22 protein-coding genes are annotated in these 19,767 nt (G+C 72.6%); 8 read left to right on the plus strand and 14 right to left on the minus strand.

Annotated features, from left to right (window positions below):
- The 3 genes from ACZ499_RS20450 to ACZ499_RS20460 form a co-directional block, all read right to left on the minus strand.
- Positions 1-1,824 (minus strand): tetratricopeptide repeat protein (locus tag ACZ499_RS20450; protein WP_468676772.1); only part of this gene is annotated, 1,824 nt, incomplete at its 3' end.
- 86 nt (positions 1,825-1,910) lie between these two features.
- Positions 1,911-2,384 carry a hypothetical protein gene (locus ACZ499_RS20455; protein ID WP_468676775.1) on the minus strand — a complete coding sequence of 158 codons (474 nt, stop codon included), beginning with the start codon at positions 2,382-2,384 and terminating at the stop codon, positions 1,911-1,913.
- A gap of 615 nt (positions 2,385-2,999) precedes the next feature.
- Positions 3,000-3,569: a histidine phosphatase family protein gene (locus ACZ499_RS20460; RefSeq protein WP_385542826.1), complete on the minus strand. Its 570-nt coding sequence runs from the start codon at positions 3,567-3,569 to the stop codon at positions 3,000-3,002.
- Positions 3,570-3,828: 259 nt separating this feature from the next.
- On the opposite strand from ACZ499_RS20460, the gene ACZ499_RS20465 reads away from it, so the two are divergent.
- On the plus strand, positions 3,829-4,053 hold the full coding sequence (locus tag ACZ499_RS20465; RefSeq protein WP_468676777.1) for a CbtB domain-containing protein: 225 nt from the start codon (positions 3,829-3,831) through the stop codon (positions 4,051-4,053).
- Positions 4,054-4,071: 18 nt separating this feature from the next.
- On the plus strand, positions 4,072-4,845 hold the full coding sequence (locus ACZ499_RS20470) for a CbtA family protein (protein WP_468676778.1): 774 nt from the start codon (positions 4,072-4,074) through the stop codon (positions 4,843-4,845).
- Between the two features lie 113 nt (positions 4,846-4,958).
- Here the strand turns inward: ACZ499_RS20470 and ACZ499_RS20475 are convergent, their stop codons facing one another.
- Positions 4,959-5,240, minus strand: a complete 282-nt coding sequence (locus ACZ499_RS20475) for a hypothetical protein (protein WP_385542835.1) — start codon at positions 5,238-5,240, stop codon at positions 4,959-4,961.
- Positions 5,241-5,354: 114 nt separating this feature from the next.
- The gene (locus ACZ499_RS20480) at positions 5,355-5,780 is read right to left on the minus strand and encodes an RNA-binding S4 domain-containing protein (protein WP_468676782.1); all 426 of its coding nucleotides are present in this window, start codon (positions 5,778-5,780) and stop codon (positions 5,355-5,357) included.
- Positions 5,781-5,831: 51 nt separating this feature from the next.
- Here ACZ499_RS20480 and ACZ499_RS20485 point away from each other — a divergent pair, with 51 nt between their 5' ends.
- Positions 5,832-6,068, plus strand: a complete 237-nt coding sequence (locus tag ACZ499_RS20485; protein WP_385542841.1) for a DUF2277 domain-containing protein — start codon at positions 5,832-5,834, stop codon at positions 6,066-6,068.
- A 12-nt stretch (positions 6,069-6,080) separates the two neighbouring features.
- Here the strand turns inward: ACZ499_RS20485 and ACZ499_RS20490 are convergent, their stop codons facing one another.
- The 4 genes from ACZ499_RS20490 to ACZ499_RS20505 form a co-directional block, all read right to left on the minus strand.
- Positions 6,081-6,722: a DedA family protein gene (locus ACZ499_RS20490; protein ID WP_385542844.1), complete on the minus strand. Its 642-nt coding sequence runs from the start codon at positions 6,720-6,722 to the stop codon at positions 6,081-6,083.
- A gap of 153 nt (positions 6,723-6,875) precedes the next feature.
- Complete coding sequence (locus tag ACZ499_RS20495) at positions 6,876-7,358, minus strand: DoxX family protein (RefSeq protein ID WP_468676783.1); 483 nt, start codon at positions 7,356-7,358, stop codon at positions 6,876-6,878.
- Between the two features lie 188 nt (positions 7,359-7,546).
- Positions 7,547-9,205, minus strand: coding sequence for an alkaline phosphatase D family protein (locus ACZ499_RS20500; protein ID WP_468676785.1), 1,659 nt, complete (start codon positions 9,203-9,205; stop codon positions 7,547-7,549).
- 102 nt (positions 9,206-9,307) lie between these two features.
- Positions 9,308-9,961, minus strand: coding sequence for an HNH endonuclease family protein (locus tag ACZ499_RS20505; RefSeq protein ID WP_468676787.1), 654 nt, complete (start codon positions 9,959-9,961; stop codon positions 9,308-9,310).
- Positions 9,962-10,195: 234 nt separating this feature from the next.
- Here ACZ499_RS20505 and ACZ499_RS20510 point away from each other — a divergent pair, with 234 nt between their 5' ends.
- Together ACZ499_RS20510 and ACZ499_RS20515 are read left to right on the plus strand one after the other, a co-directional pair.
- Positions 10,196-10,939, plus strand: a complete 744-nt coding sequence (locus ACZ499_RS20510) for an ABC transporter permease (protein WP_468676789.1) — start codon at positions 10,196-10,198, stop codon at positions 10,937-10,939.
- 329 nt (positions 10,940-11,268) lie between these two features.
- The gene (locus ACZ499_RS20515) at positions 11,269-11,850 is read left to right on the plus strand and encodes a TMEM165/GDT1 family protein (protein WP_371652518.1); all 582 of its coding nucleotides are present in this window, start codon (positions 11,269-11,271) and stop codon (positions 11,848-11,850) included.
- A gap of 292 nt (positions 11,851-12,142) precedes the next feature.
- Here ACZ499_RS20515 and ACZ499_RS20520 read toward each other — a convergent pair whose 3' ends face one another.
- Positions 12,143-12,808: an HAD family hydrolase gene (locus ACZ499_RS20520; protein WP_468676790.1), complete on the minus strand. Its 666-nt coding sequence runs from the start codon at positions 12,806-12,808 to the stop codon at positions 12,143-12,145.
- A 161-nt stretch (positions 12,809-12,969) separates the two neighbouring features.
- Positions 12,970-13,980, minus strand: a complete 1,011-nt coding sequence (locus ACZ499_RS20525; RefSeq protein ID WP_468676792.1) for a peptidoglycan-binding domain-containing protein — start codon at positions 13,978-13,980, stop codon at positions 12,970-12,972.
- Positions 13,981-14,153: 173 nt separating this feature from the next.
- Between ACZ499_RS20525 and ACZ499_RS20530 the strand changes: the two genes are divergently transcribed.
- On the plus strand, positions 14,154-16,208 hold the full coding sequence (locus tag ACZ499_RS20530) for an MDR family MFS transporter (RefSeq protein ID WP_468676793.1): 2,055 nt from the start codon (positions 14,154-14,156) through the stop codon (positions 16,206-16,208).
- A gap of 38 nt (positions 16,209-16,246) precedes the next feature.
- Here the strand turns inward: ACZ499_RS20530 and ACZ499_RS20535 are convergent, their stop codons facing one another.
- Positions 16,247-16,750, minus strand: coding sequence for a GNAT family N-acetyltransferase (locus ACZ499_RS20535; RefSeq protein WP_468412277.1), 504 nt, complete (start codon positions 16,748-16,750; stop codon positions 16,247-16,249).
- Positions 16,751-16,839: 89 nt separating this feature from the next.
- Between ACZ499_RS20535 and ACZ499_RS20540 the strand changes: the two genes are divergently transcribed.
- Entirely contained in the window at positions 16,840-17,442 is a 603-nt protein-coding gene (locus tag ACZ499_RS20540) for a hypothetical protein (RefSeq protein ID WP_468412279.1), read from the plus strand.
- Positions 17,442-17,945, plus strand: coding sequence for a hypothetical protein (locus ACZ499_RS20545; protein WP_468676796.1), 504 nt, complete (start codon positions 17,442-17,444; stop codon positions 17,943-17,945). The genes ACZ499_RS20540 and ACZ499_RS20545 overlap by 1 nt, the downstream gene beginning before the upstream one ends.
- Before the next feature lie 87 nt (positions 17,946-18,032).
- On the opposite strand, the gene ACZ499_RS20550 is transcribed toward ACZ499_RS20545, so the two are convergent.
- Positions 18,033-18,362 (minus strand): antibiotic biosynthesis monooxygenase family protein, encoded by a 330-nt coding sequence (locus ACZ499_RS20550; protein WP_468676798.1) that lies wholly within the window; start codon positions 18,360-18,362, stop codon positions 18,033-18,035.
- A 130-nt stretch (positions 18,363-18,492) separates the two neighbouring features.
- Positions 18,493-19,644, minus strand: coding sequence for a DUF2330 domain-containing protein (locus ACZ499_RS20555; protein WP_468676800.1), 1,152 nt, complete (start codon positions 19,642-19,644; stop codon positions 18,493-18,495).
- Positions 19,645-19,767 lie beyond the last annotated feature (123 nt).

Consider the following 19,767-nt stretch of genomic DNA (forward strand, 5'->3'; position numbering starts at 1 on the left):
GTCGGGGTGGTCGGGGCCCAGGACCCGCACCATGTCCTCCAGCAGCTCGGCGAGCGCGGCTGCGGCACCGGCCGCATCCCCCGCCTTTCCTCGGTAGTAGGCCAGGCCGTGGCGGGTGGTCAGGGTGCCGGGGTGGTCGGGGGCAAGGACCCGCACCATGTCCTCCAGCAGCTCGGTGAACGCGGCTGCGGCACCGGCCGCATCCCCCGCCTCTCCTCGCCAGTGGGCCAGGCCGTGGCGGGTGTCCAGGGTGTCGGGGTGGTCGGGGCCCAGGACCCGCAGCCTGTCCTCCAGCAGCTCGGCGAACGCGGCTGCGGCACCGGCCCCATCCCCCGCCACTCCTCGGTAGTAGGCCAGGTTGTGGCGGGCGGCCAGGGTGTTGGGGTGGTCGGGGGTAAGGAGGTGGGTGGTGGTGTTCGTCAGCTGCTGGAAGTGGGTGACGGCGGCGCTGACCTGCCCGCTGTCGCCGAGGCTGCGGCCGAGGCGGTACAGCACCTCAATGGCGTCTGACGGGTACAGGGCGTCTTCGGCGTGGCGGGTGAGGGCTTCGGTGTTGGCGCGCAGGGCCTGGGCGAGGGTGGTGTCGCGTTCGATTGCGGGCCAGGCGGCGAGCAGGGCGTCGGCGGCGGTGCGGGCGTACTGGTCTCGCTGGCCGGGGGTGAGGGTGTCGCGGGTGGCCCGCTGGATGAGCTGATGGACGCGGACGGCCTGGTGCGGGGTGCCCGGCCTGTGGTCGATGAGGCTGAGCCGGTGAAGGGCGCGCAGTGCGTGTACCGCGTCCGGACGGGAGACGGATGCCGACGGTGCGGTGGAGTTGGGGCCGAGTTCGGTGCGGTGGGCGGTGAGGTGGGCGCGGGCCGTTTCGCCGGTCAGTACGTCCTGGGGGATGCCGTTGGGGTCGAGCAGGGCGGCCAGGTGGAGCAGGGGCCGGGCCAGTCCGGTGGGGCGCAGGCTGTCGGCGCGGGCGAGGGAGAGGGACCAGGCGGCGGCGAGGGCCTGGGCTTGGTCGTCGGGCAGGGCGTCGGGGGCGAGGTCGGTGAGTGGGATGGTGTGGTCGACCAGCAGGGCGCGGTAGGCGGCTGCGCTCTCGCCGGAGTCGATGAGGTAGGCGGCGGCCTGGGAGAGAGCAAGGGGCAGGTGGCCGAGATCGGCGGCCAGGGCGGTGAGGTGGTCGGCAGGCTCGGCCCGGCCGTGCGTGGCCAGGGACGTGGTGAGGTAGGCGAGGGCGTCGGCTTCGGAGAACACGCCGACCTCGACCAGGCGGCGGCCTTCACCGGTCAGGGCGGCGTCCCGGCGGCGGGTGGTGACCAGAATCCGGCCGTGCGCGCTGGCCAGCGGCCACAGGCCACGCACGTCTGCCGGGTCGGCGACATCGTCCAGGACGATCAGCCACCGGCACCCCGCGGCGCCGGACTTGGGAGTCAGCCAGGCCAGGAAGGAGCGGGCAGCCCGGTCCAGGTCGTCGGGGTCACCCCGGCACAGCTCGATGCCGGCCTGCGCGAATCCGCTCACGATAGGCGAGCGGCCACTGGCGGTGATCCAGACCAGGACGTCGAGACTGCCGGTCTCCCAGGCGGTGCGGGCGTAGTCGGCGGCGAGCTGGGTCTTGCCCACCCCGCCCATCCCGGTCAGCACCTGGCACAAGACCGCGGTGCCACCGCCGTCGACCGCAGCCCGCAGCCGGTCCGCCTCGGCGCGGGGCTGGAAGGACTGCGCCCGGGAGGGGATGACACCGACCTGGTGCGGCCACCCTGCCGCCTCGCGGGGCGCGGCATGACGATGCTGATGTTGGTGCATTCCCCCGCTGACGCTGCCCGCGGCCATGCCGCCACTCATCGCGATGACGGCCCGGGCACCGTCCGCGCCAAAGTGGTGCGGGACTTCGGGTGGGCTTGTGCTGGCCGGTCCGCTCAGCCCTGGGGCGGATCCGGCAGGGGAGGGGGGCCGATGTGCGCCCCGCCATGGATCACACCGCCGGCGATCGCGCCCTGTTCGGCGTGGATGTCCACCGTGTTCGCGGCCAGCCCACCCGGCCCGGCCACCACGCCGGACTGCGGAACATGCTGCGCGAGCAGACTGCGCAACTGCTCAGCCGCCCGCTCCCGCTCAGCAGCGTCCAGGCTTTCCAGCAGGGACTCGATGCGGGCCTGCCAGAGACCCTCCTGACGACCCCGCGCCCGCTCCGCCTCTTCCGCATCGGCGACCTGCACACTGGCCATGGTCTGGTCCAAGCGCTCCAGCTCGGCCTGCTCACGCTGCGTATCACCGCGGCCGAACCAGCACGCCACCGCCTGCCGCAGCCCCGTCCACATGTCCGTCCCCGCCGCCGCAGCCAACGCCGTGCCCCCGGACGCGGCCAGAGCAACCAATGCCTGATCAAGCATTCCGAAGCCCCCCTTCGCCTCTGCCGTCACGGCGAGCGTAGCGTCCGGACAAACCACCGCACAGCCCCTTCAACGAGGCCACTCCCTCAAGAGAGGCCCTGAATCTGTTTCACCCTTTGCGGCTGATGCCAGCATTCTTACCAGCACCCCTACTAGGCCGCCAGGGCTCATCAAGGCCGCCTACGGGCACTGGAAGAGGAGCGGCACTGCGTCCAGCAGTCGGCCCCTTCCACGTAGCTAGTGCCGTGCGCTGCGAACTGAGAGCAGTGGTCACAAGAAGGATGCGGCGCCCTCAACAGAGGCTCTTAACGTCTGCGCTTCGGCCGGACGCGAGCATGGGGCGCCATGGGGACATGACGGGGACGGTGGGGACAGTGTGGGGACGGAGTACTTGGTACTGAGGGGGACTGAATGGTTGCTGGAGGGAGGATGCGGGAGGAAAAACACCAGGTCAGAACCGCATTCGGGGCTGCTTAGCGACTCCACCTCTGGTCGCGACTCTGCGATCGTTTGAGGCACTGACATCCTTACAAAGCAGATGTCGGCGGTTCGAAACCGTCCATGCCCACCCGTCACCGAAGGTCCCCCGCCGATCACGGCGGGGGACCTTCGTCGTTACCGCGCCCCCTCCGCCGGCCGCCCGCACCGCAGGTTCCAGCGGCCCGCGCGGCCCGAGAGCTCGGTCAGGGTCAGGGGGGCCACGTCCAGGCGCCAGAAGGAGGCGGGCGGCAGGGCCAGGGCGTGGGTCACGGACGCGCGGACCACCGCCGGGGAGGCGACCGCGAGGATCCGGCCGCCCGCCGCGGGCAGCGTGTCCAGCCACGCGCCCACGCGCGCGACGAGCGCGAGCAGGCTCTCCCCGCCGTGCGGCGCCGCCCCGGGATCGGTGAGCCAGGCCCGTACCCCCGTGGGATCCGCGGCGCTCAGCTCGTCGAGGCGCCGCCCCCGCCAGCGGCCCAGATCCCAGTCGGCCAGGGCCGGTTCGTCGCCCGTGGGCAGGCCGTCCGCCAACTCGTAGAGGGAGGACGGCGGTTTCAGTCGGCGGGCCGGTACCGGAAGAGCCGCCGCCGCGTCCTTGACCCTGCGGACCGCGCCCTCGTCCGGGGCGGCCGCGTCGTCGCCGACTCTCGCCTCGCGCGCGTAGCGGTCGGCCGGGGGTGAGATCAACATCACGCGTACGGTCATGGGTCAAGCAGAGCACGGCCGTTCACGCACTTCGCGCGGGGGCTGTGCCCCCGCGCGCCGTAGCGGCGCGGTCCTTCACGCGGTACGGTCACGTCGACATAAAGACGGTGTGAAGGAAGCCCGGTGAGATTCCGGCACGGTCGCGCCACTGTGAACCCGGCGAGCGCCCTCAACAGGGAGCGAAGGCGGGGAAGTCAGACCCACCACCGTCGACAAAGGCACCAATGACCGGGACGCGTGTTCCCCAGGAGGTTCTGCCGTGGCACTCTCCGCCGCCCCTGCGCCCAGCGCAGCAGCAACGCCGGCCATCACCCCCATATCGCTCAAGGCGATCGCTCCCTGGGCGCTCTTCTTCGGCATCCTCATGCTCGTCCTCCTGTACTTCGTCGGCGCCGAGCAGGGCGCCACCAGCCTCCTCTCCGGTGAGGACGTCCACGAGTGGGTCCACGACGGACGCCACCTGCTCGGCTTCCCCTGCCACTGAGACCAGGGGTACCGACTCGTGAACTCCCTGCACGTCAGGGCCCTGCTGGTGCGCGGCATGCTCGCCGGTCTCGCAGCGGGCCTGCTGGCGCTGATCGTGGCGTACGTCCTGGGCGAGCCCCGGGTGGACGCGGCCATCGACTTCGAGGACGCGCACGCGCACGAGCACGGCGAAGAGGTGTTCAGCCGCACCCTGCAGTCCACCGGCGGCCTCGCCACCGGTGTGCTCGTGTTCGGCGTGGCCCTCGGTGGTATCGCCGCGCTCGCGTTCTGTGTGGCGCTCGGCCGGACCGGCCGGTTCGGGCCGCGCGCCACGGCGGCGTTTGTCTCGCTCGGCGCGCTCCTGACCGTCTATGTCGTCCCGTTCCTGAAGTACCCGGCGAACCCGCCGTCCATCGGTGACCCCGACACGATCGGCAAACGCACCGCCCTGTACTTCCTGATGATCGCGCTGAGCGTGCTGCTCGCCGTCTCCGCCGTGATCCTCGGCAAGCGGCTCGCGCCCCGCCTCGGCAACTGGAACGCGACCGTCGTCGCCTCGGCCGCCTTCCTGGTCGCCGTCGGGCTCGCGTACGCGTTCCTGCCCGCCGTCAACGAGGTGCCGAAGGACTTCCCGGCGATGCTGCTCTGGAAGTTCCGGCTCGCGGCCCTCGCCATCCAGGTCACCCTGTGGGCCGGTTTCGGGCTGGTCTTCGGCCACCTCGCCGAACGGCTCCTGGTGCCCAAGCCCGCCACGGCCGAGCCCCGCGGCACGGGCACGGCCGTCGACAGCAAGGCAGCGGCCGCCCACTGACCGGGCGAACCGCACGCACGAGGGCCCCGGACCGACGTCGGTGACCGACGACGGGTCGGGGCCCTCGCGCGCGTGGGTCGTGCTCGGTGCGCTGTTCGGTGGCGCTCGATCGGTCAAGGGCGGCGCAGGGAGAACAGACGGCTGTTCCGCTCCCTGCGGTAGCGCCGCTCCCACCGGTCCATACGGTCCCGGCGGGCGCGGTAGGCCCGGTAGTCCGTGTCCGTGCCACGGCTGGAGCCGCCGGCTCCGGACGAGCCGCCGGACGGTGCCGTGGAGCGGCCACGGCGTGAGGCGCTGAAGAGTACGGCCACCACGGCGACGCAGAACACGATGCCGCCGAGACTGAAGCCGAAGCCGTACAGGACCAGCGCCAGGACGAGCAGTAACAGGATCATGGCGTGTTCCTCTAGGGACGGATCGGGGGCTCCCCTGGCCCCCGGCCTCCAACCTACTCCGGTACAGCGGGAGTTGGCCTCCGAGTTGTGTGCCCGCCAACGCCTCGCGGGCCCCTACAGTCCGCGCAGCCGCTCCATCTCCCGGCGGTCCCGCTTGGTCGGCCGGCCCATGCCCCGGTCGCGCACACCGGCGGCCAGTACGTCCGAACGGGCGGGCGGCGGCGGGCTGTTGTCGACATAGGTCTCGGCCGCGATCGCCGCGCCCACCCGCTTGCGGATGACCTTCGCGACGACGACGACCCGCTCCCGCCCCTCCAGACGCAGCCGCACCTCGTCGCCCACCTTCACGGTGTGCGCGGGCTTGACGCGCTCGCCGTTGAGCTGGACATGGCCGGCCCGGCATGCCGTCGCCGCCATGGAACGCGTCTTGGTGAGCCGTACGGACCAGATCCAGCTGTCGATCCGTACGGGTTCCGAGGGCCCCGCCGGTGCCGCCGGTCCCTTGGGCTCCTGGGCCTTCACCTGCTCTGCTGCCGCCATGCCTCCGACTCTACCGAGGCCGTTGTCAGTGGTACCCGTCACACTTGAGGCATGTGCAGAAGTATCAAGACGCTCAGGCCGCCGGTCCTCCCCGAGGAGGCCACCGACGAGGAGATCCGCGCGGCGGCTCTCCAGTACGTGCGCAAGGTGTCCGGCTTCCGGGCGCCCGCCGCGCACAACCAGGAGGTCTTCGACCGGGCGGTGGACGAGATAGCGCGGGCCACGGCCGAGCTGCTCGAAGGCCTGGAGATACGGGGAGTGCCGGTCAGGACACCGGCGTCGGCGTAGCCCCGCGGTGCGTCAGGCCGCCGGGCCGGCCACCGCCGCCTGGGCCGGGCGGCGCATGACGTAGGCGGCGAGGGAGCCCGCCGCGAACAGCGCGAGGACGGAGATGCCCGTGCCGAGCCAGGTCGCGCCGAGCCAGCGCCCGCCGAAGTAGCCGAGGCCCACGCTGTAGCCCGCCCAGGCCACCCCGGCGAGGGCGGACCACGGCAGGAACTCCTTGGGCGTGCGGTGCGCCGCGCCCGCGCCGAGCGAGACGACGGACCGGCCCGCCGGGGCGAACCGGGCGACGACGACAAGCGCGCCGCCGCCCCGGCTCAGTGCGGCGCCGAGACGTTCCTGTGCGCGGGTCAGCCGGCGGGAGCGGGCGATGGCCTTGTCGAGCCGCGCCCCGCCGCGCCAGGCGAGGCGGTACGCGACGAGGTCGCCGAGCACCGAGGCCGCGGCGGCGCAGGCGGCGAGGAGGAGCAGGTCGGGCACGTCGCGTATGGCGTGCGGGGCGCCCGCGGCGGTGGTCGAGCCGGCCGCCGCGGAGGTCGCCGCGGTGATCACCAGGACCCCGCTGGGCAGCACGGGGAGGAACACGTCCAGGAGAACGGAGACGGTCACCACGGCATAAATCCATGGGCTGCCGGTCAGCGACCCCACACTCTCCAGCACTACGACCCCCGAACGGAATGCGCCCCGCTGCGCTGGTCTGCGGCCGGGTCGCTGTACAGCCTTACAGCGTACGCCTGGGGCGCATGGGGTTTCCGTTCGGGGGTGGGGTGTCACCGGCGAGCCGGTGACAGGTCGTTCGGATGTGTCGGCGCGTCAGCGCGCCGTGCCCGCCGGGGTCGCGGCGGCAGTCGCCTCCGGCACGGCGGCGGTGGTGCGGCCGCCGAGCAGCTGGTCGAGGGCGAGGGCACCGGGGCCGGTGAAGACGAGCAGCAGGAAGACCCAGCTGAACATCGCGGCGTTCTCGCCACCGTTCTGCAGCGGGAGCAGCGCGCCCGACTGGTGCACGTCGAAGTAGGCGTACGCCATGGAGCCCGAGGAGAGGAAGGCGGCGGAGCGGGTGAAGAGTCCGGCCATGATCAGCAGGCCGCCGACGAGCTGGATGGCGGCCGCGTACCAGTTGGGCCAGGCGCCGGTCTCGAGGGTGCCGCCGGTGCCGGCCGCGCCGCCGAACCAGCCGAAGAGCGAGGCGGCGCCGTGGCAGGCGAAGAGGAAGCCGGTGACGATGCGGAAGAGGCCCAGCGCGTAGGGCTTGGCGCGCTCGGTGTTCAGAGCGGAGGAAGGCGTGGGGGAAGCCATGGGGACGGGCTCCTTCGGTGTGGGGACGGGGCCGGTGGAGCCTCAAGGTTAGGTAGACCTGATTAGTGCTTGCAAGTTCAAGTTTAAGTACATGGCCAGATTCCGGTTGATCCCCGAATGAGGTTGGCTGGAATTCGCCTTTACGGGGGGCGTGCGTGGACGTAAAGCGAGCGCACCGGGACACAGGGTTACGGAGTGAGGTCCTCGTCCAGGACCGTGACCAGGCGTGCCCCGGGGCGCCCCGCCCGCGCCTGGTCGAGCCGGAGCCGGGCCGCGCGCCCGGCCAGCGTCAGCGTCATCAGCTGGTTCCCGAACCAGGGGCCGCCCCGCCGGTGCCAGCGCACCGGCGGCCGGGCGAGCCGGCCGTGCCGGGCCAGCGCCCGGCCGAGCCGCCGCCCCCACCGGCTCCACCCGAAGCGGAACGCGGCCCGAAGCGTCGGGGGGACGGAGTTGTGGACGGGCGAGCAGGTCAGCTGGAGCACGCACGCGTCCGGGCCGCCGGTGGGCCAGACCGGCTCCGCGAGGTAGGCGTGGTGCACGTCACCGGAGAGCACACAGACCGTGGCGGGCGCCTGTGGCCCGGTGCCGGCGCGGGCGATCAGCTCCGCGAGCCCCGCGAAGGAGGAGGGGAAGGCCGCCCAGTGCTCCAGATCGGCCCGGCGGCGCACCTTCTCGCCGAACCGCGCCCAGCGCGGGCCGCGTTCGCCCCGGCACAGGGCCGCGTTCCAGCCCTCCGCGTCATGGACGAGCGGCGGCAGCAGCCACGGCAGCGAGGTCCCGATCAGCAAGTGGTCGTACGGGCCGGTCCCGTCGAGCACCTGCTCCCGCACCCAGTCGGCCTCCGCCTCGTCGAGCATCGCGCGCTTCTGCTCGTCCAGGACCCGGGCCGCCCGGCTGTCCACCATCAGCAGCCGTACGCGTCCGAAGTCGCGGCGGTAGCTCCAGCGCACGGCGGCCGGGTCCACACCCGCCCCGGCCGCGAACCGGCGCAGCGCGTCCGTGCCGTCGGGGCTGCTCCGCACCGCCGCGTACAGCGGGTCGGCGGCGAGTTCGGCGGGCGGGAGATTGCCGAGGTGCTGGTAGACCCAGTACGACATCAGCCCGCCGGCCAGCCGCTCCGGCCACCACGGAGTGGCGCGCATCTCGGCCAGCCAGGCGGCGCTGGTGTTCCAGTCGTCGATCACGTCGTGGTCGTCGAAGATCATGCAGCTCGGCACGGTGGAGAGCAGCCAGCGCACCTCGGGGTCGCCCCACGACTCGTCGTAGAGCCGGGTGTACTCGTCGTAGTCCCCGACCTGCGCCCCCGGCGGGTCGGCCAGATCGCGCCGGGCGGCGAGCCAGCGGCGGGTCGCCGGAGAGACGGAGTCGGCGTACACCTGGTCGCCGAGGAGCAGCAGGACGTCGGGCCGCTCGGCGTCCGGGTCGGCGGTCAGGCGTGCGGCGAGGACGGTGGCGAGGGTGTCCAGGGCGTCGGGACCGGCGGGGTCGCGTTCGCCCTTGGGCGGGGCTCCCCAGCGGCAGGACCCGAAGGCGACTCGCAGCCGGGGCGCGCCGGGGGCGGGCGTGCGGATCGCGGACGGGGGAAAGGGAGAGCGCTCGGGCGGCCACACCCGCCGCCCGTCGAGCAGTACTTCGTACGGGGTGGCGGCGCCCGGGGTGAGGCCGGTGACCGGGATCAGCGCGTAGTGGTGCCCGGCGATCTGGAACGTACGGGAGGAGCCCGAGGCGCCGCCGGGGCAGCGCACCTCGGCCGTGCACGGCCGGTCCGCCTCCACCCAGAGCGTGGCCGAGGTGCCGGATGCGCCGTCGACATACCGCAGCAGTGGTCCCAGGCGCAGTCCGGCCATGTCGTCCCTTCCGTCGTTCCGTACGGTACGGAACGACGGAAGGGCGAGATAGACCCGTCGGCGGGCCGGGCGGCCGACGGGCCTTCAGCAGCCGATGGGCTTTCAGCAGCCGTTGAGCACGGACTCCAGCGCGGACTTCTCGGCGGTGTCCACGGTCAGGTTGTAGTAGTGCTTCACGTCCACCCACATCCGGGCGTACGTGCAGCGGTACGCGGTGCGCGAGGGCATCCACTTGGCCGGGTCCTGGTCGCCCTTGGCCTGGTTGACGTTGTCGGTGACGGCGATCAGCTGGGGCCGGGTCAGGTCGTTGGCGAAGCCCTGGCGCTGCGCGGTCGTCCATGAGCTGGCGCCCGAGCGCCAGGCCTCGGCGAGCGGGACGACGTGGTCGATGTCGAGGTCGGCGGCGGCCGTCCAGGTGGCGCCGTCGTACTCGGAGTACCAACTGCCGCTGGTGGCCGCACAGCTGGAGTCCGTGACGACGTTGGTGCCGTCGCGCTTGAGGACGACCTCGCGGGTGTTGCAGGTGCCGGACTGGGTGATCCAGTGCGGGAACTTGGCGCGGCTGTAGCCGTCGGAGGAGCCCTCCGGGGTGGCGCTCATGGCGGCGAGATAGCTGCGGGCGGTGGCGGCGCTGACCGGGGCGGGGGGTGAGGCCTGGGCGCCGGGGGCGGTGAGCAGGCTCGCGGTGGCGAGGAGGGCGGCGGAGGCGGTGAGCGCGGAGAGCCTGGCTATTCGACGCGCGTAGACACCTGACATGCGAACTCCCTTGGTGTGGGGGGACCTTGGCCGGGCGCGCGGGTGCGCGGCCCGGTCATCGTGGCGGCACCAGGTTTCCGTGGGGTGGGTGCCAGGTAACAGAGTGGCGACATGGGCACGTCACATCAAGGGGTCCCGGAGTTCTTGACGCCCTTGTCCCGCAAGGTAACTGACGCCCCGTATGCCACGGTTGCCCCACCCGATACGGGGACGGGTCCGGCGTACCGTGGGCGCGTGCTGCTGCCCGTCAATGTCACGCTCGGGGTCGTCCTCGCCGTACTGCTCCTGGTCGCGGCCGGTGTCGCGGCGGTGGCGCGGCTCGGCCGGGCGAAGGAGATCCTGGTCGCCGGGGTGCGCGCGGCCGTTCAGCTCGCTGTGGTGGCGAGCGCCATCCGCTGGGTGGTCGGCTCGGTGCCGCTGCTGCTCTGCTTCCTGCTGGTGATGTACGCGGTGGCGGTCCGTACGGCCGGGCGCCGGATGACGCCCAACGACACGTGGCGGTGGGCCGCGCTGCCGATCGCGGCGGGGGTGACCCCGGTGGTCGGCGCCCTGCTGCTCACCGGGCTCGTCCCGGCCAGGGGCATCGCGCTCATCCCCGTCACCGGCATCCTCATCGGCGGCGCGCTCACCGCGACCGTGCTCGGCGGGCGGCGCGCGCTGGACGAGCTCACCGTGCGGCGCGGCGAGGTGGAGGCGGGGATGGCGCTCGGCCTGCTCGACCGGGACGCCCGGATGGAGGTGGCCAGGACCGCCGCGTCCGACGCGCTGCTGCCCGGCCTCGACCAGACCCGGACCGTGGGGATCGTCACGCTGCCCGGCGCGTTCGTCGGCATGCTGCTCGGCGGGGCGTCACCGGTGCAGGCGGGGGCGGTGCAGCTGTTCGTGCTGGTCGCGCTGATGGCGGTGCAGGCGGTGGCGGTGTCGGTGGTGCTGGAGCTGGTGGCGCGGGGGCGGGTGCACCGGGAGGTGCCGGTGTGACCTCGGCTCCGTCCGGGGCGGGGGGTCTTGGCCTTCGGGACCTCGGGCCTCGGGACTTTGGTCCCTGCCGGGTGCGGGGCGGTGTCACGTATTCTGTACGGAGCAGAAGGGGAGTAGCTCTTCGCCGGAACGTCGACATACTGCTGGATTCGTCCAGCCGGCGCCCGGAGGCAGGCCCGCGAGGCCCGCCAGCGAGACCTTCGGCCGCAGTGAACCATGACCGCTTTCCGCTTCATGGCGCAGCTGCTGTGCCGAAGCGACCCCGGATTCTTTCGTGTCACGCTCTCGGTACGGCCGCGCCGCGCCCGACCGATTGAGGAACCTCTTCCGTGCTCAGCTTCACCATCCTGGCGATCACGTTCGGCGTGGTCTTCCTTGCCGAGCTCCCCGACAAGACCGCGCTCGCGGGCCTGATGCTCGGCACCCGCTACAAGGCGTCGTACGTGTTCGTGGGCGTCGCGGCAGCGTTCCTGCTCCACGTCGCGCTCGCCATCGCGGCGGGGAGCGTACTCACCCTGCTGCCGCACCGGCTGCTCCAGGCGATCGTGGGCGTCCTCTTCCTCGCGGGCGCGGCGATGCTGCTGTTCAAGAAGGACGAGGAGGAGGACGGGGTGAAGGCCCCGGCCGACCAGTCGTTCTGGAAGGTGTCCGGGGCGGGGTTCATGCTGATCCTGGTCGCCGAGTTCGGGGACCTGACGCAGATCATGACGGCGAATCTGGCCGCGCGGTACGACAGCCCGCTGTCGGTGGGTGTGGGGGCCGTGCTGGCGCTGTGGGCGGTGGCGGGGCTGGGGATCCTGGGTGGGCGGACGCTGATGAAGTACGTGCCGCTTCGGTTGATCACGAAGGTTGCGGCGGCGCTGATGGGTGCGCTGGCCGGGTTCAGCCTGTTTGAGGCCGTGGCTGGCTGACGCCGTCGATTTGGGGCGCGGGGTGTTTCGTCCGCGGGTCGGCTGTGGCTGGTCGGGCTGTTCCCCGCGGCGTCCCTTCGGGGGTGTGGTGGGTTCGTCTGCGGGTCGGCTGTGGCTGTCGCGCCGTTCCCCGCGCCCCTGAGGCGCCCCTGCGGGGCGATCTCCGGTTGTCGTTCGGGTGCGGCGTCGGTGGGGGCGTGTCGCGCCGTTCCCTGCGCCCCTGGAGCGCGCCCCTGCGGGCGATCGCCGAAGGGGCGCCCCGATGGAAGGGCGCCCCTATGAAGGTGGTCGGCTACTGGGCGATCCGCAGCGTCAGCGTGCCGTTCGGCTCTGCCGTCACCGTTACGTGCGTCAGGTCCGGTACGTACGCCGTCGGCGCGTGGGCGGACGCTCGCGGGCCTATGCCTATGACGCGCATTCCTGCTGCCAGGCCCGCCTGGATGCCCGCCTCGGAGTCCTCGAAGACTATGCAGTCCGCCGGGGCGAAGCCCAGTTCGGCGGCGCCCTTGAGGAAGCCCTCCGGGTCCGGCTTGCTCGCGCCGACGCGCTCGGCGGTGACGCGTACGGCCGGCATCGGCAGTTCGGCCGCGTTCATCCGGGCCTGGGCGAGCGGCTCGTTCGCCGAGGTCACCAGGGCGTGCGGCAGCCCGGCGAGGGAGGCCATGAAGGCGGGGGCGCCCGGGACGGGGACGACGCCGTCGGTGTCGGCCGTCTCCTCGGCGAGCATCACGCGGTTGTCCGCGAGGTTCTGCTCCATCGGGCGGTCCGGCAGCAGGACGGCCATGGTGGCGTAGCCCTGGCGGCCGTGGACGACCTTCAGCGCCTCCTCGGGGTCCAGCCCGTGCTCCACGGCCCAGCGGCGCCAGCACCGCTCGACCACGGCGTCGGAGTTGACGATCGTGCCGTCCATGTCGAGCAGGAGGGCGCGGGCGGTCAGAGTGGTGGGCGTGGCCATCATCGGCGGACTCCTGGGTGCGGGAGCAGAGACAAGTGGCTCCGCCCGCCGGTCAGGGAGTACGGGCGGAACCACTTTGTTCCATCACGATACAAAACAAAGTGCCGAATGGTCCAACCGGGCTGGTTGCGGCGTCTTGATCGCCCCCAGGACGTCTGGGACGGCTAGGACGTCTGGCCCTCCAGGGCGCTGCGCGTCTCCGGGCCGTAGACGCCCGGCGGGTCGCCTTCGAGGCCCATGTACGACTGGTACGTACGCACCGCGTTCTCCGTCTTGGAGCCGAAGTGGCCGTCGGCCTTCCCGTTGTAGATCGTCAACTGGGCGAGCCGGTCCTGGAGTTCGGCGACCTCGGGGCCGTCGTCGCCACGGCGCAGCACGGGGGCCGTGGCGGGTGGCGCGGCCGGGGCGGTCGTGGTGTCGACGCTGCCGGTGACCTGCGACGGGGACGGCGAGGGGGCGGTGGGCCGGCGGGGCGGGCTGGTGGAGGGCTTGGGCGTACGGGTCGGGGAGGGGGAGCTCTTGTGTGGGGACGGGCTGGTGCGGGGGGTGCTGCGGGTGGGTGCCGGGGCGGTGGGGGAGGGGGCGCTGGAGGTGGGGTCGTCGCCGTACGGGGCGGTGCTCACGGTTGTGGCCGCGCCCGTCGCCTTGTCGTCGGATCCGCCGCCGAAGAGGCCACCCGCGAAGGCGGTCGTGCCCAGCGCCGCGATCGCCGCTGCGGCGGCGAGTGCGAGGAGGAGGGGGCGGCGCCGGGCGCGTTCGGTCGGGTGCGGGTCACCTGTGGCTGGTCGCGCAGTTCCCCGCGCCCCTGGAGGGGCGGCCCGGAACGGCGCGGTTGCCCCGGGGTCGTCACGGGCGGGCCCGGTCGCGGCCCGGAACGGGGTGGTTGCCCCGGGGTCGTCAGCCGCCAGGCCGGGCGCCCCCGGCGGGACGGGCCGCAGCGGCATCGTGACCCCCGGGTCACCGGTGGCGCCCGCAGGGCCCACGCCCCCACGGGCCACGCCCCCCTCGGCGTTCCCCAGGTTCTCCAACGTCACATACGGCCTGATCCGGAGCGGGTCGAAGTCCTCCGGCGCGGCTACCTCCGCCGAGTGTTCCGCGCGTAGCGCGCAGGCGCAGGCCGGTCTGTCGGTGGGCTCGCGTTCCGTACCGCATTCAGGACATATGTGTCCCGTCATCGTGGGTCCCCTCCCCTTGAACTGCCTGCGATTATGCAGGGCCCGTGGCGGTGGCCCGAGGGGCCCGGCCCGGCCCGGCAGGCCATATCCGGACATTGCGATCAAGATGGAGAGAGGCGGGGCGGAGGCAGAGGCAGACGGGGGTGGAGGACCGAGACAGAGAGGGGCGGCCCATGGCTCAGGAAACGGCCCCCACCGTGCTCTCCCCGGGCGCCGGACCCGGCGTCGGCCAGGAGCGGCGGACCGTACTCGTGGCCATCGGAGCGCTACTGCTCGGCATGCTGCTGGCCGCGCTCGACCAGACCATCGTCTCCACGGCCCTGCCGACGATCGTCAGCGAGCTCGGCGGGATGGAGCACCTGTCCTGGGTCGTCACCGCGTACATGCTCGCCTCCACCGCCGCGACCCCGCTGTGGGGCAAGCTCGGCGACCAGTACGGCAGGAAGAAGCTGTTCCAGGCCGCCATCGTCATCTTCCTCGTCGGCTCGGCGCTGTGCGGAGTCGCGCAGGACATGGGCCAGTTGATCGCCTTCCGGGCGCTCCAGGGCCTGGGCGGCGGCGGTCTGATGGTGCTGTCCATGGCGATCGTGGGCGACCTGGTCTCCCCGCGTGAACGCGGCAAATACCAGGGCCTGTTCGGCGCGGTGTTCGGCGCGACCAGTGTGCTCGGCCCGCTGCTCGGCGGTCTCTTCACAGAACACCTCAGCTGGCGCTGGGTGTTCTACGTCAACCTGCCGATCGGCGTCGTCGCCCTCCTGGTGATCGCGGCGGTGCTGCACATCCCGGTGCACGGCACCCGCCACACCATCGACTACCTCGGCACCTTCCTGATCGCGTCCGTCGCCACCTGCCTGGTCCTCGTCGCCTCGCTCGGCGGGACCACCTGGGCCTGGGGTTCGGCGCAGATCATCGGGCTGGCGGTGCTGGGGGCGGTGCTGCTCGGCGCGTTCGTCGCGGTGGAGCGGAAGGCGGCGGAACCTGTCCTCCCGCTGAAGCTGTTCCGTATCCGCACGTTCTCCCTCGTCGCGGTCATCAGCTTCGTCATCGGCTTCGCGATGTTCGGGGCGATGACGTACCTGCCGACGTTCTTGCAGGTCGTGCACGGTGTCACCCCGACGATGTCCGGCGTGCACATGCTGCCGATGGTGCTCGGGCTGCTGCTGACCTCGACCGCGTCCGGCCAGATCGTGTCGCGTACGGGCCGCTGGAAGGTCTTCCCGATCATGGGCACGGCCGTCGTCACCATCGGCCTGGCCCTGCTGCATCAGCTCACGGAGACGAGCTCCACCTGGGAGATGAGCCTGTACTTCTTCGTCTTCGGCGCGGGTCTCGGCCTGGTGATGCAGGTGCTCGTCCTGGTCGTCCAGAACGCGGTGTCGTACGCGGACCTGGGCGTGGCCACGTCCGGGGCGACCTTCTTCCGCTCGATCGGCGCGTCCTTCGGCGTGGCGATCTTCGGCACGATCTTCACCAACCGCCTGAACGGCAAACTCGCCGGCGCGCTGGCGGGCCGCGAGCTCCCGGCGGGCACCGGGCCCTCCCAACTGGCCGCGGATCCGCGCGGGATCGCCGAGCTGCCGCAGACGCTGCGGCCCCCGGTCCTGCACGCCTACTCGCAGTCGATCACCGATGTCTTCCTCTACGCGGTGCCGGTGACGCTGCTCGCCTTCGTGATCGCCTGGTTCCTGCGCGAGGACAAGCTGCGCGGCTCGGTCACCGCGCCCGACGTCAGCCAGACCGTGGCCTCCAACCCGGTCGAGCGTTCGTCGTACGACGAGTGCGCGCGGGCGCTTTCGGTGCTGGGCACGCGGGAGGGCCGCCGCGCGGTCTACGAGAAGATCACCACCCGGGCGGGCCTGGACCTGCTGCCCGCGTCGAGCTGGTTCCTGCTGCGCATCCATCACTACGGCTCGGCGGAACCCGCCTTCCTGGCCGAGCGCACACGCGTACCGCTGCGGCTGATCACGGAGGGCGCCCGCCAGTTGGAGGAGCGCGGCCTTGCCATACGCGACGGGATGGCTCTGGTCGCCACGGAGGCGGGCCGCGCGACGGCGGTCCGGCTCGCCCGTGCCCGCGAGGAGTCCCTGTCCGAGCTGCTCGGCGACTGGTGGGGCCCGGACCGCCCGACCGACCTGGTCAAGCTGGTGGAGGAGCTGACGGCGGAGATGTCGGGCTCGGACGAGGAGAGCCCGAGGGGGCCGGAGCTGCGACGGGACCACGCGAGGTGACCCCGTCGCGGGCCACTGCCCCGTGGGGGTGACGCCCCTCACAGCTCCTTCGCGAACCACCGTTCCGCGTAAGCGCGTTGGGCGTACGGCTCGATCTCGCGGTAGCCGTTGCGCGCGTACAACGCGCGGGCCTCGACGAGGTCGTGCCGGGTGTCCAGGGCGACGCGGCGGGCGCCGAGGCGGCGGGCGGCCGTCTCCAGGGTGGTGAGGAGTGCGGCGCCGCCGCCGGTGCCGCGCAGGCCGGGGCGTACGTAGACGCGGGTCAGCTCGGCGGTGGCCGGGGCGGTGCCGTCGATGACCGGGGCGGTCTCGCAGAGCAGGATGCCGCCGCAGGCGCCGGCGACTCCGTCGTGGCGTCCGACCACGAAGTCGCCCAGGGGCGGGCGCAGTCGGTCGGCGCCGTCGTCCGTGAGTCCCTCCTCGATCTCCTGGGCGGTGGCCGGGCGGCCGTACCAGCGGCTCGCCACCTCGTCGTAGTACTCGCGGCGGAGCAGGGCCGCGTCGGGGGAGTCGTAGGGCTCGCGGTTCATGATCCAACTCATGGGCGTCTGCCTACCCGACGCCGGTGCCGTTTGGCCACCGAATTCCTGGCAACACGGCGGGTAAGGACCAACTCACCGGGAAGGCAGACATGTCCACGATCGTGATTGTCGTCCTGATCGCGGTGCTCGCGCTCGCCGCGCTCGCCGTCGCCGTCCGGTTCGCGCTGCGCGGCTCGGCGACCGGGGGGCGCGGGCTGCGGCGGCGCTTCGGCCCCGAGTACGAACGGGCGGTCGTCCTGCACGACGGAGACCGCAAGGCCGCCGAGCGAGAACTCGCCGAGCGGCTGAAGCGGCACGGCTCGCTCACCGAACGCCCGCTGCCCCCCGAGGTCCGCGAGCACTACCTCGTGCGCTGGGCGGGCATCCAGGAGCAGTTCGTCGACTCGCCGCGCCGGGCGGCCGAGGCGGCCGACAAACTGGTGGCCCGGCTGGCCGAGGAACGGGGCTTCCCGGCGGCGAAGGCGTACGAGGACCAGCTCGCGGCGCTGTCCGTGCACCACGCGGGCCAGCTCGACGGCTACCGCCGGGTGCACCGCGCGGCGCGCGGCACCGGAGACACCGAGGAGATCCGGGAGGCGGTCATCGAGGCCCGCAGCCTGTTCGAGGAACTCCTCACGGCGGGCCCCCGCCATGCCCAGCCCACCCGCCGCCCGGCCCTGCCGCGACGGCACGCGAAGGGAAGTGTCGTGTGATGCGACGCCAGGAGGACGAGACGGCGGGCGGCGGGGCGCCGACTGCGCGACCCGGCACGGGCCTGGACGGAGCTCTTGCCGGACCGGTGGCTCCGGCGATACGCGGCTCCGACCCGGCGGTGGACCCGTCGGACCCGGCGGTACGCGCCGCAGGTGCGGCGGCGGGCGCGTCCGATCCGGGCGGACGAACTCCCGCCCCGGCGACAGCCGCTGCCGACCAGCCCGCCCCGCCCCCGCCCGCCGACCTCAAGCCCGCCCCGCTGCTCCCCACCGAGGAGCGCGACATGTGGGCGCTGCGGCTGCACCGGGCGGTCGGCGGCTTCGTCGACGAGCCCCGGCAGGCCGTGGAGGAGGCCGACGCCGTACTGGGCGAGACCGCCGCGCGCGTCGCGGAACTGGTCAAGGAACGCCGCCGGGCCGTCCCCGACAAGGGCGACACCGAGGAACTCCGCCTCGCACTGCGCGACTACCGGGAGATCACCGAGCGCATGCTGGAGCTCTAGGGAGACGGAGCAGCGCCAGGACATACGGCCCGTACGCCGACTCCCAGGCGTACGGGCCGTACGCGTGGCCTACGGGGTCGGGCCGACTCAGCCCTTCGGCCCCGCCTGCTGCACGACCTCGAACGACCACAACGTGGAACCGGTCGCGGCCGGCTTGGGCCGCTCGCCTCCGCCCGCGCCCTCAGCCGCGCCGCCCCCGCCGTGCGAGCCGCGCATCGAGGTGGCCATCCACTTCTCGAAGTCCTCCTCGCTGCGCCAGCGGGTGTACACGAGGTATTCCTCGGTGCCCTCGACGGGACGCAGCAGTTCGAACCACTCGAACCCGTCGGAGTTCTCCACCGAACCCGCCCGCGCGGCGAACCGCTGCTCCAGCACCTCGCGCTGCTCGCTCGGGACCTTCAGAACATTGATCTTCACGACGCTGGGCACATGACACCTCTCATCAAGAGGGCGCCGGGACGGCGCCTCAATCTCGATCACGTGTGAGCAGTCTCCTACACCCGGTGGTCAAGGCGGCGTGAAGGGCGCGCGCGGCCTTGCGGCCCGCTCACCCCAACGGCGGCGGCACCACAACCGGTGCGGGCGGGACCACCACGCGGCGCCGTCGCAGGACCCTGCGTACGAGCAGGAGGACCGTCGTCGTCAGGGCCGCCAGGGCCGTGGTCACCGTCAGGAGCCACGCCGGGATGCCCGCTATCCGCATCAGGCGGTCCGTCCAGATGACCCGCTGGAACGGGGTGTCGTCGGCGGCGCGCGTCAGTTCGTGGTCGCCCGTGATCGCGGAGGGCTGCCGGAAGGACTGGCTCAGGGCCGTGAGGTACGGGGTGTTGCCTTCGGAGGTGTGCGACACCCCCGCGAACTTCGCCAGTTCGCCCCGCTCCTGCGGCACCCGCCCCGCGTACAGGACCTCCGGTCTCGCGCCCCCGATCGGCGACTCCGGCTCCATCCGGTGCGCCGACACCACGTACAGGTTCAGGGACTGGGGCGTCTTCGCCAGGCGGGACAGGCGCATCGGGTAGACCAACCGGTCGCTCGCGAACGTCAGCTTCAACGGGTCCAGCGTGCCCGTCAGGGGGCCGTCGCCGGACGCGGGGGCCAGGCGGATCGCCACGTACTCCCACTTCTGGGCGACGTACGGCTGCAACTCGGTCGAGAGAGCCGGGGGGAGCTGGAAGCCGTTTCTCGCCAGCCAACTCCGCAGCGCTTCCGGGTCCGTGGCCGTCAGGCGGGCCACGTCGAAGGGGCCCAGGCGCTGGCGGTCGACCACGCCGACCGGCGGCGCGGCCGCCATCGGGGGGCCCGCGCCGTCGCCCACCGAGTGGTGGTCGCGGGCGAACGGCCAGTCGCCGTCCTCCGGCCAGAAGTGGTCGCGGTCCTTGTACACCGGCGCCGTGGCCTTCTCCAGGTCGGAGAAGAGCGCGCGGTCGCCCAGGGTGACCGTCGCCCGGTGCGGCACCGGCATGATCCACGCCGCCTTCGGGGCGTTCCCGTCGACCGTGAGACTCATCACGATCTGCTCGCTGCGGCCGTCCCAGCGCACCGCCGACGTCTCCTGACGTACCGCCAGCCGCGTCCCCGTGCCGTGGACCATCGCGCCGCACCCGCACGCGTACGCGGGGGAGACGAGCGAACCGAGCTGGAGTGCCAGCAACGCCCCCGTGATCAGCCCTGTTCGCGCCCTGACGCTCCTGCCGCGCATTCCCCCGCCTTCCGTAACAGTGCCCGTACGACGTCTGTACACCGCACGCCGACGAGATCGTCGACGGGATCTACGACGGCGTTGTGGCAGATCCGGTTCCGGTACGTTGCGGAGTCCGGTCAA

The sequence above is a fragment of the Streptomyces sp. NPDC031265 genome, from assembly GCF_055570295.1.

Coding starts and splice junctions, on each gene's coding strand:
- ACZ499_RS20525 (WP_468676792.1), bottom strand. CDS start 13,980: ATGACGGGACACATATGTCCTGAATGCGGTACGGAACGCGAGCCCACC.
- ACZ499_RS20540 (WP_468412279.1), top strand. CDS start 16,840: ATGTCCACGATCGTGATTGTCGTCCTGATCGCGGTGCTCGCGCTCGCC.
- ACZ499_RS20555 (WP_468676800.1), bottom strand. CDS start 19,644: ATGCGCGGCAGGAGCGTCAGGGCGCGAACAGGGCTGATCACGGGGGCG.
- ACZ499_RS20505 (WP_468676787.1), bottom strand. CDS start 9,961: ATGTCAGGTGTCTACGCGCGTCGAATAGCCAGGCTCTCCGCGCTCACC.
- ACZ499_RS20455 (WP_468676775.1), bottom strand. CDS start 2,384: ATGCTTGATCAGGCATTGGTTGCTCTGGCCGCGTCCGGGGGCACGGCG.
- ACZ499_RS20530 (WP_468676793.1), top strand. CDS start 14,154: ATGGCTCAGGAAACGGCCCCCACCGTGCTCTCCCCGGGCGCCGGACCC.
- ACZ499_RS20535 (WP_468412277.1), bottom strand. CDS start 16,750: ATGAGTTGGATCATGAACCGCGAGCCCTACGACTCCCCCGACGCGGCC.
- ACZ499_RS20480 (WP_468676782.1), bottom strand. CDS start 5,780: ATGGCGGCAGCAGAGCAGGTGAAGGCCCAGGAGCCCAAGGGACCGGCG.
- ACZ499_RS20475 (WP_385542835.1), bottom strand. CDS start 5,240: ATGATCCTGTTACTGCTCGTCCTGGCGCTGGTCCTGTACGGCTTCGGC.
- ACZ499_RS20520 (WP_468676790.1), bottom strand. CDS start 12,808: ATGATGGCCACGCCCACCACTCTGACCGCCCGCGCCCTCCTGCTCGAC.
- ACZ499_RS20495 (WP_468676783.1), bottom strand. CDS start 7,358: ATGGCTTCCCCCACGCCTTCCTCCGCTCTGAACACCGAGCGCGCCAAG.
- ACZ499_RS20485 (WP_385542841.1), top strand. CDS start 5,832: ATGTGCAGAAGTATCAAGACGCTCAGGCCGCCGGTCCTCCCCGAGGAG.
- ACZ499_RS20545 (WP_468676796.1), top strand. CDS start 17,442: ATGCGACGCCAGGAGGACGAGACGGCGGGCGGCGGGGCGCCGACTGCG.
- ACZ499_RS20460 (WP_385542826.1), bottom strand. CDS start 3,569: ATGACCGTACGCGTGATGTTGATCTCACCCCCGGCCGACCGCTACGCG.
- ACZ499_RS20500 (WP_468676785.1), bottom strand. CDS start 9,205: ATGGCCGGACTGCGCCTGGGACCACTGCTGCGGTATGTCGACGGCGCA.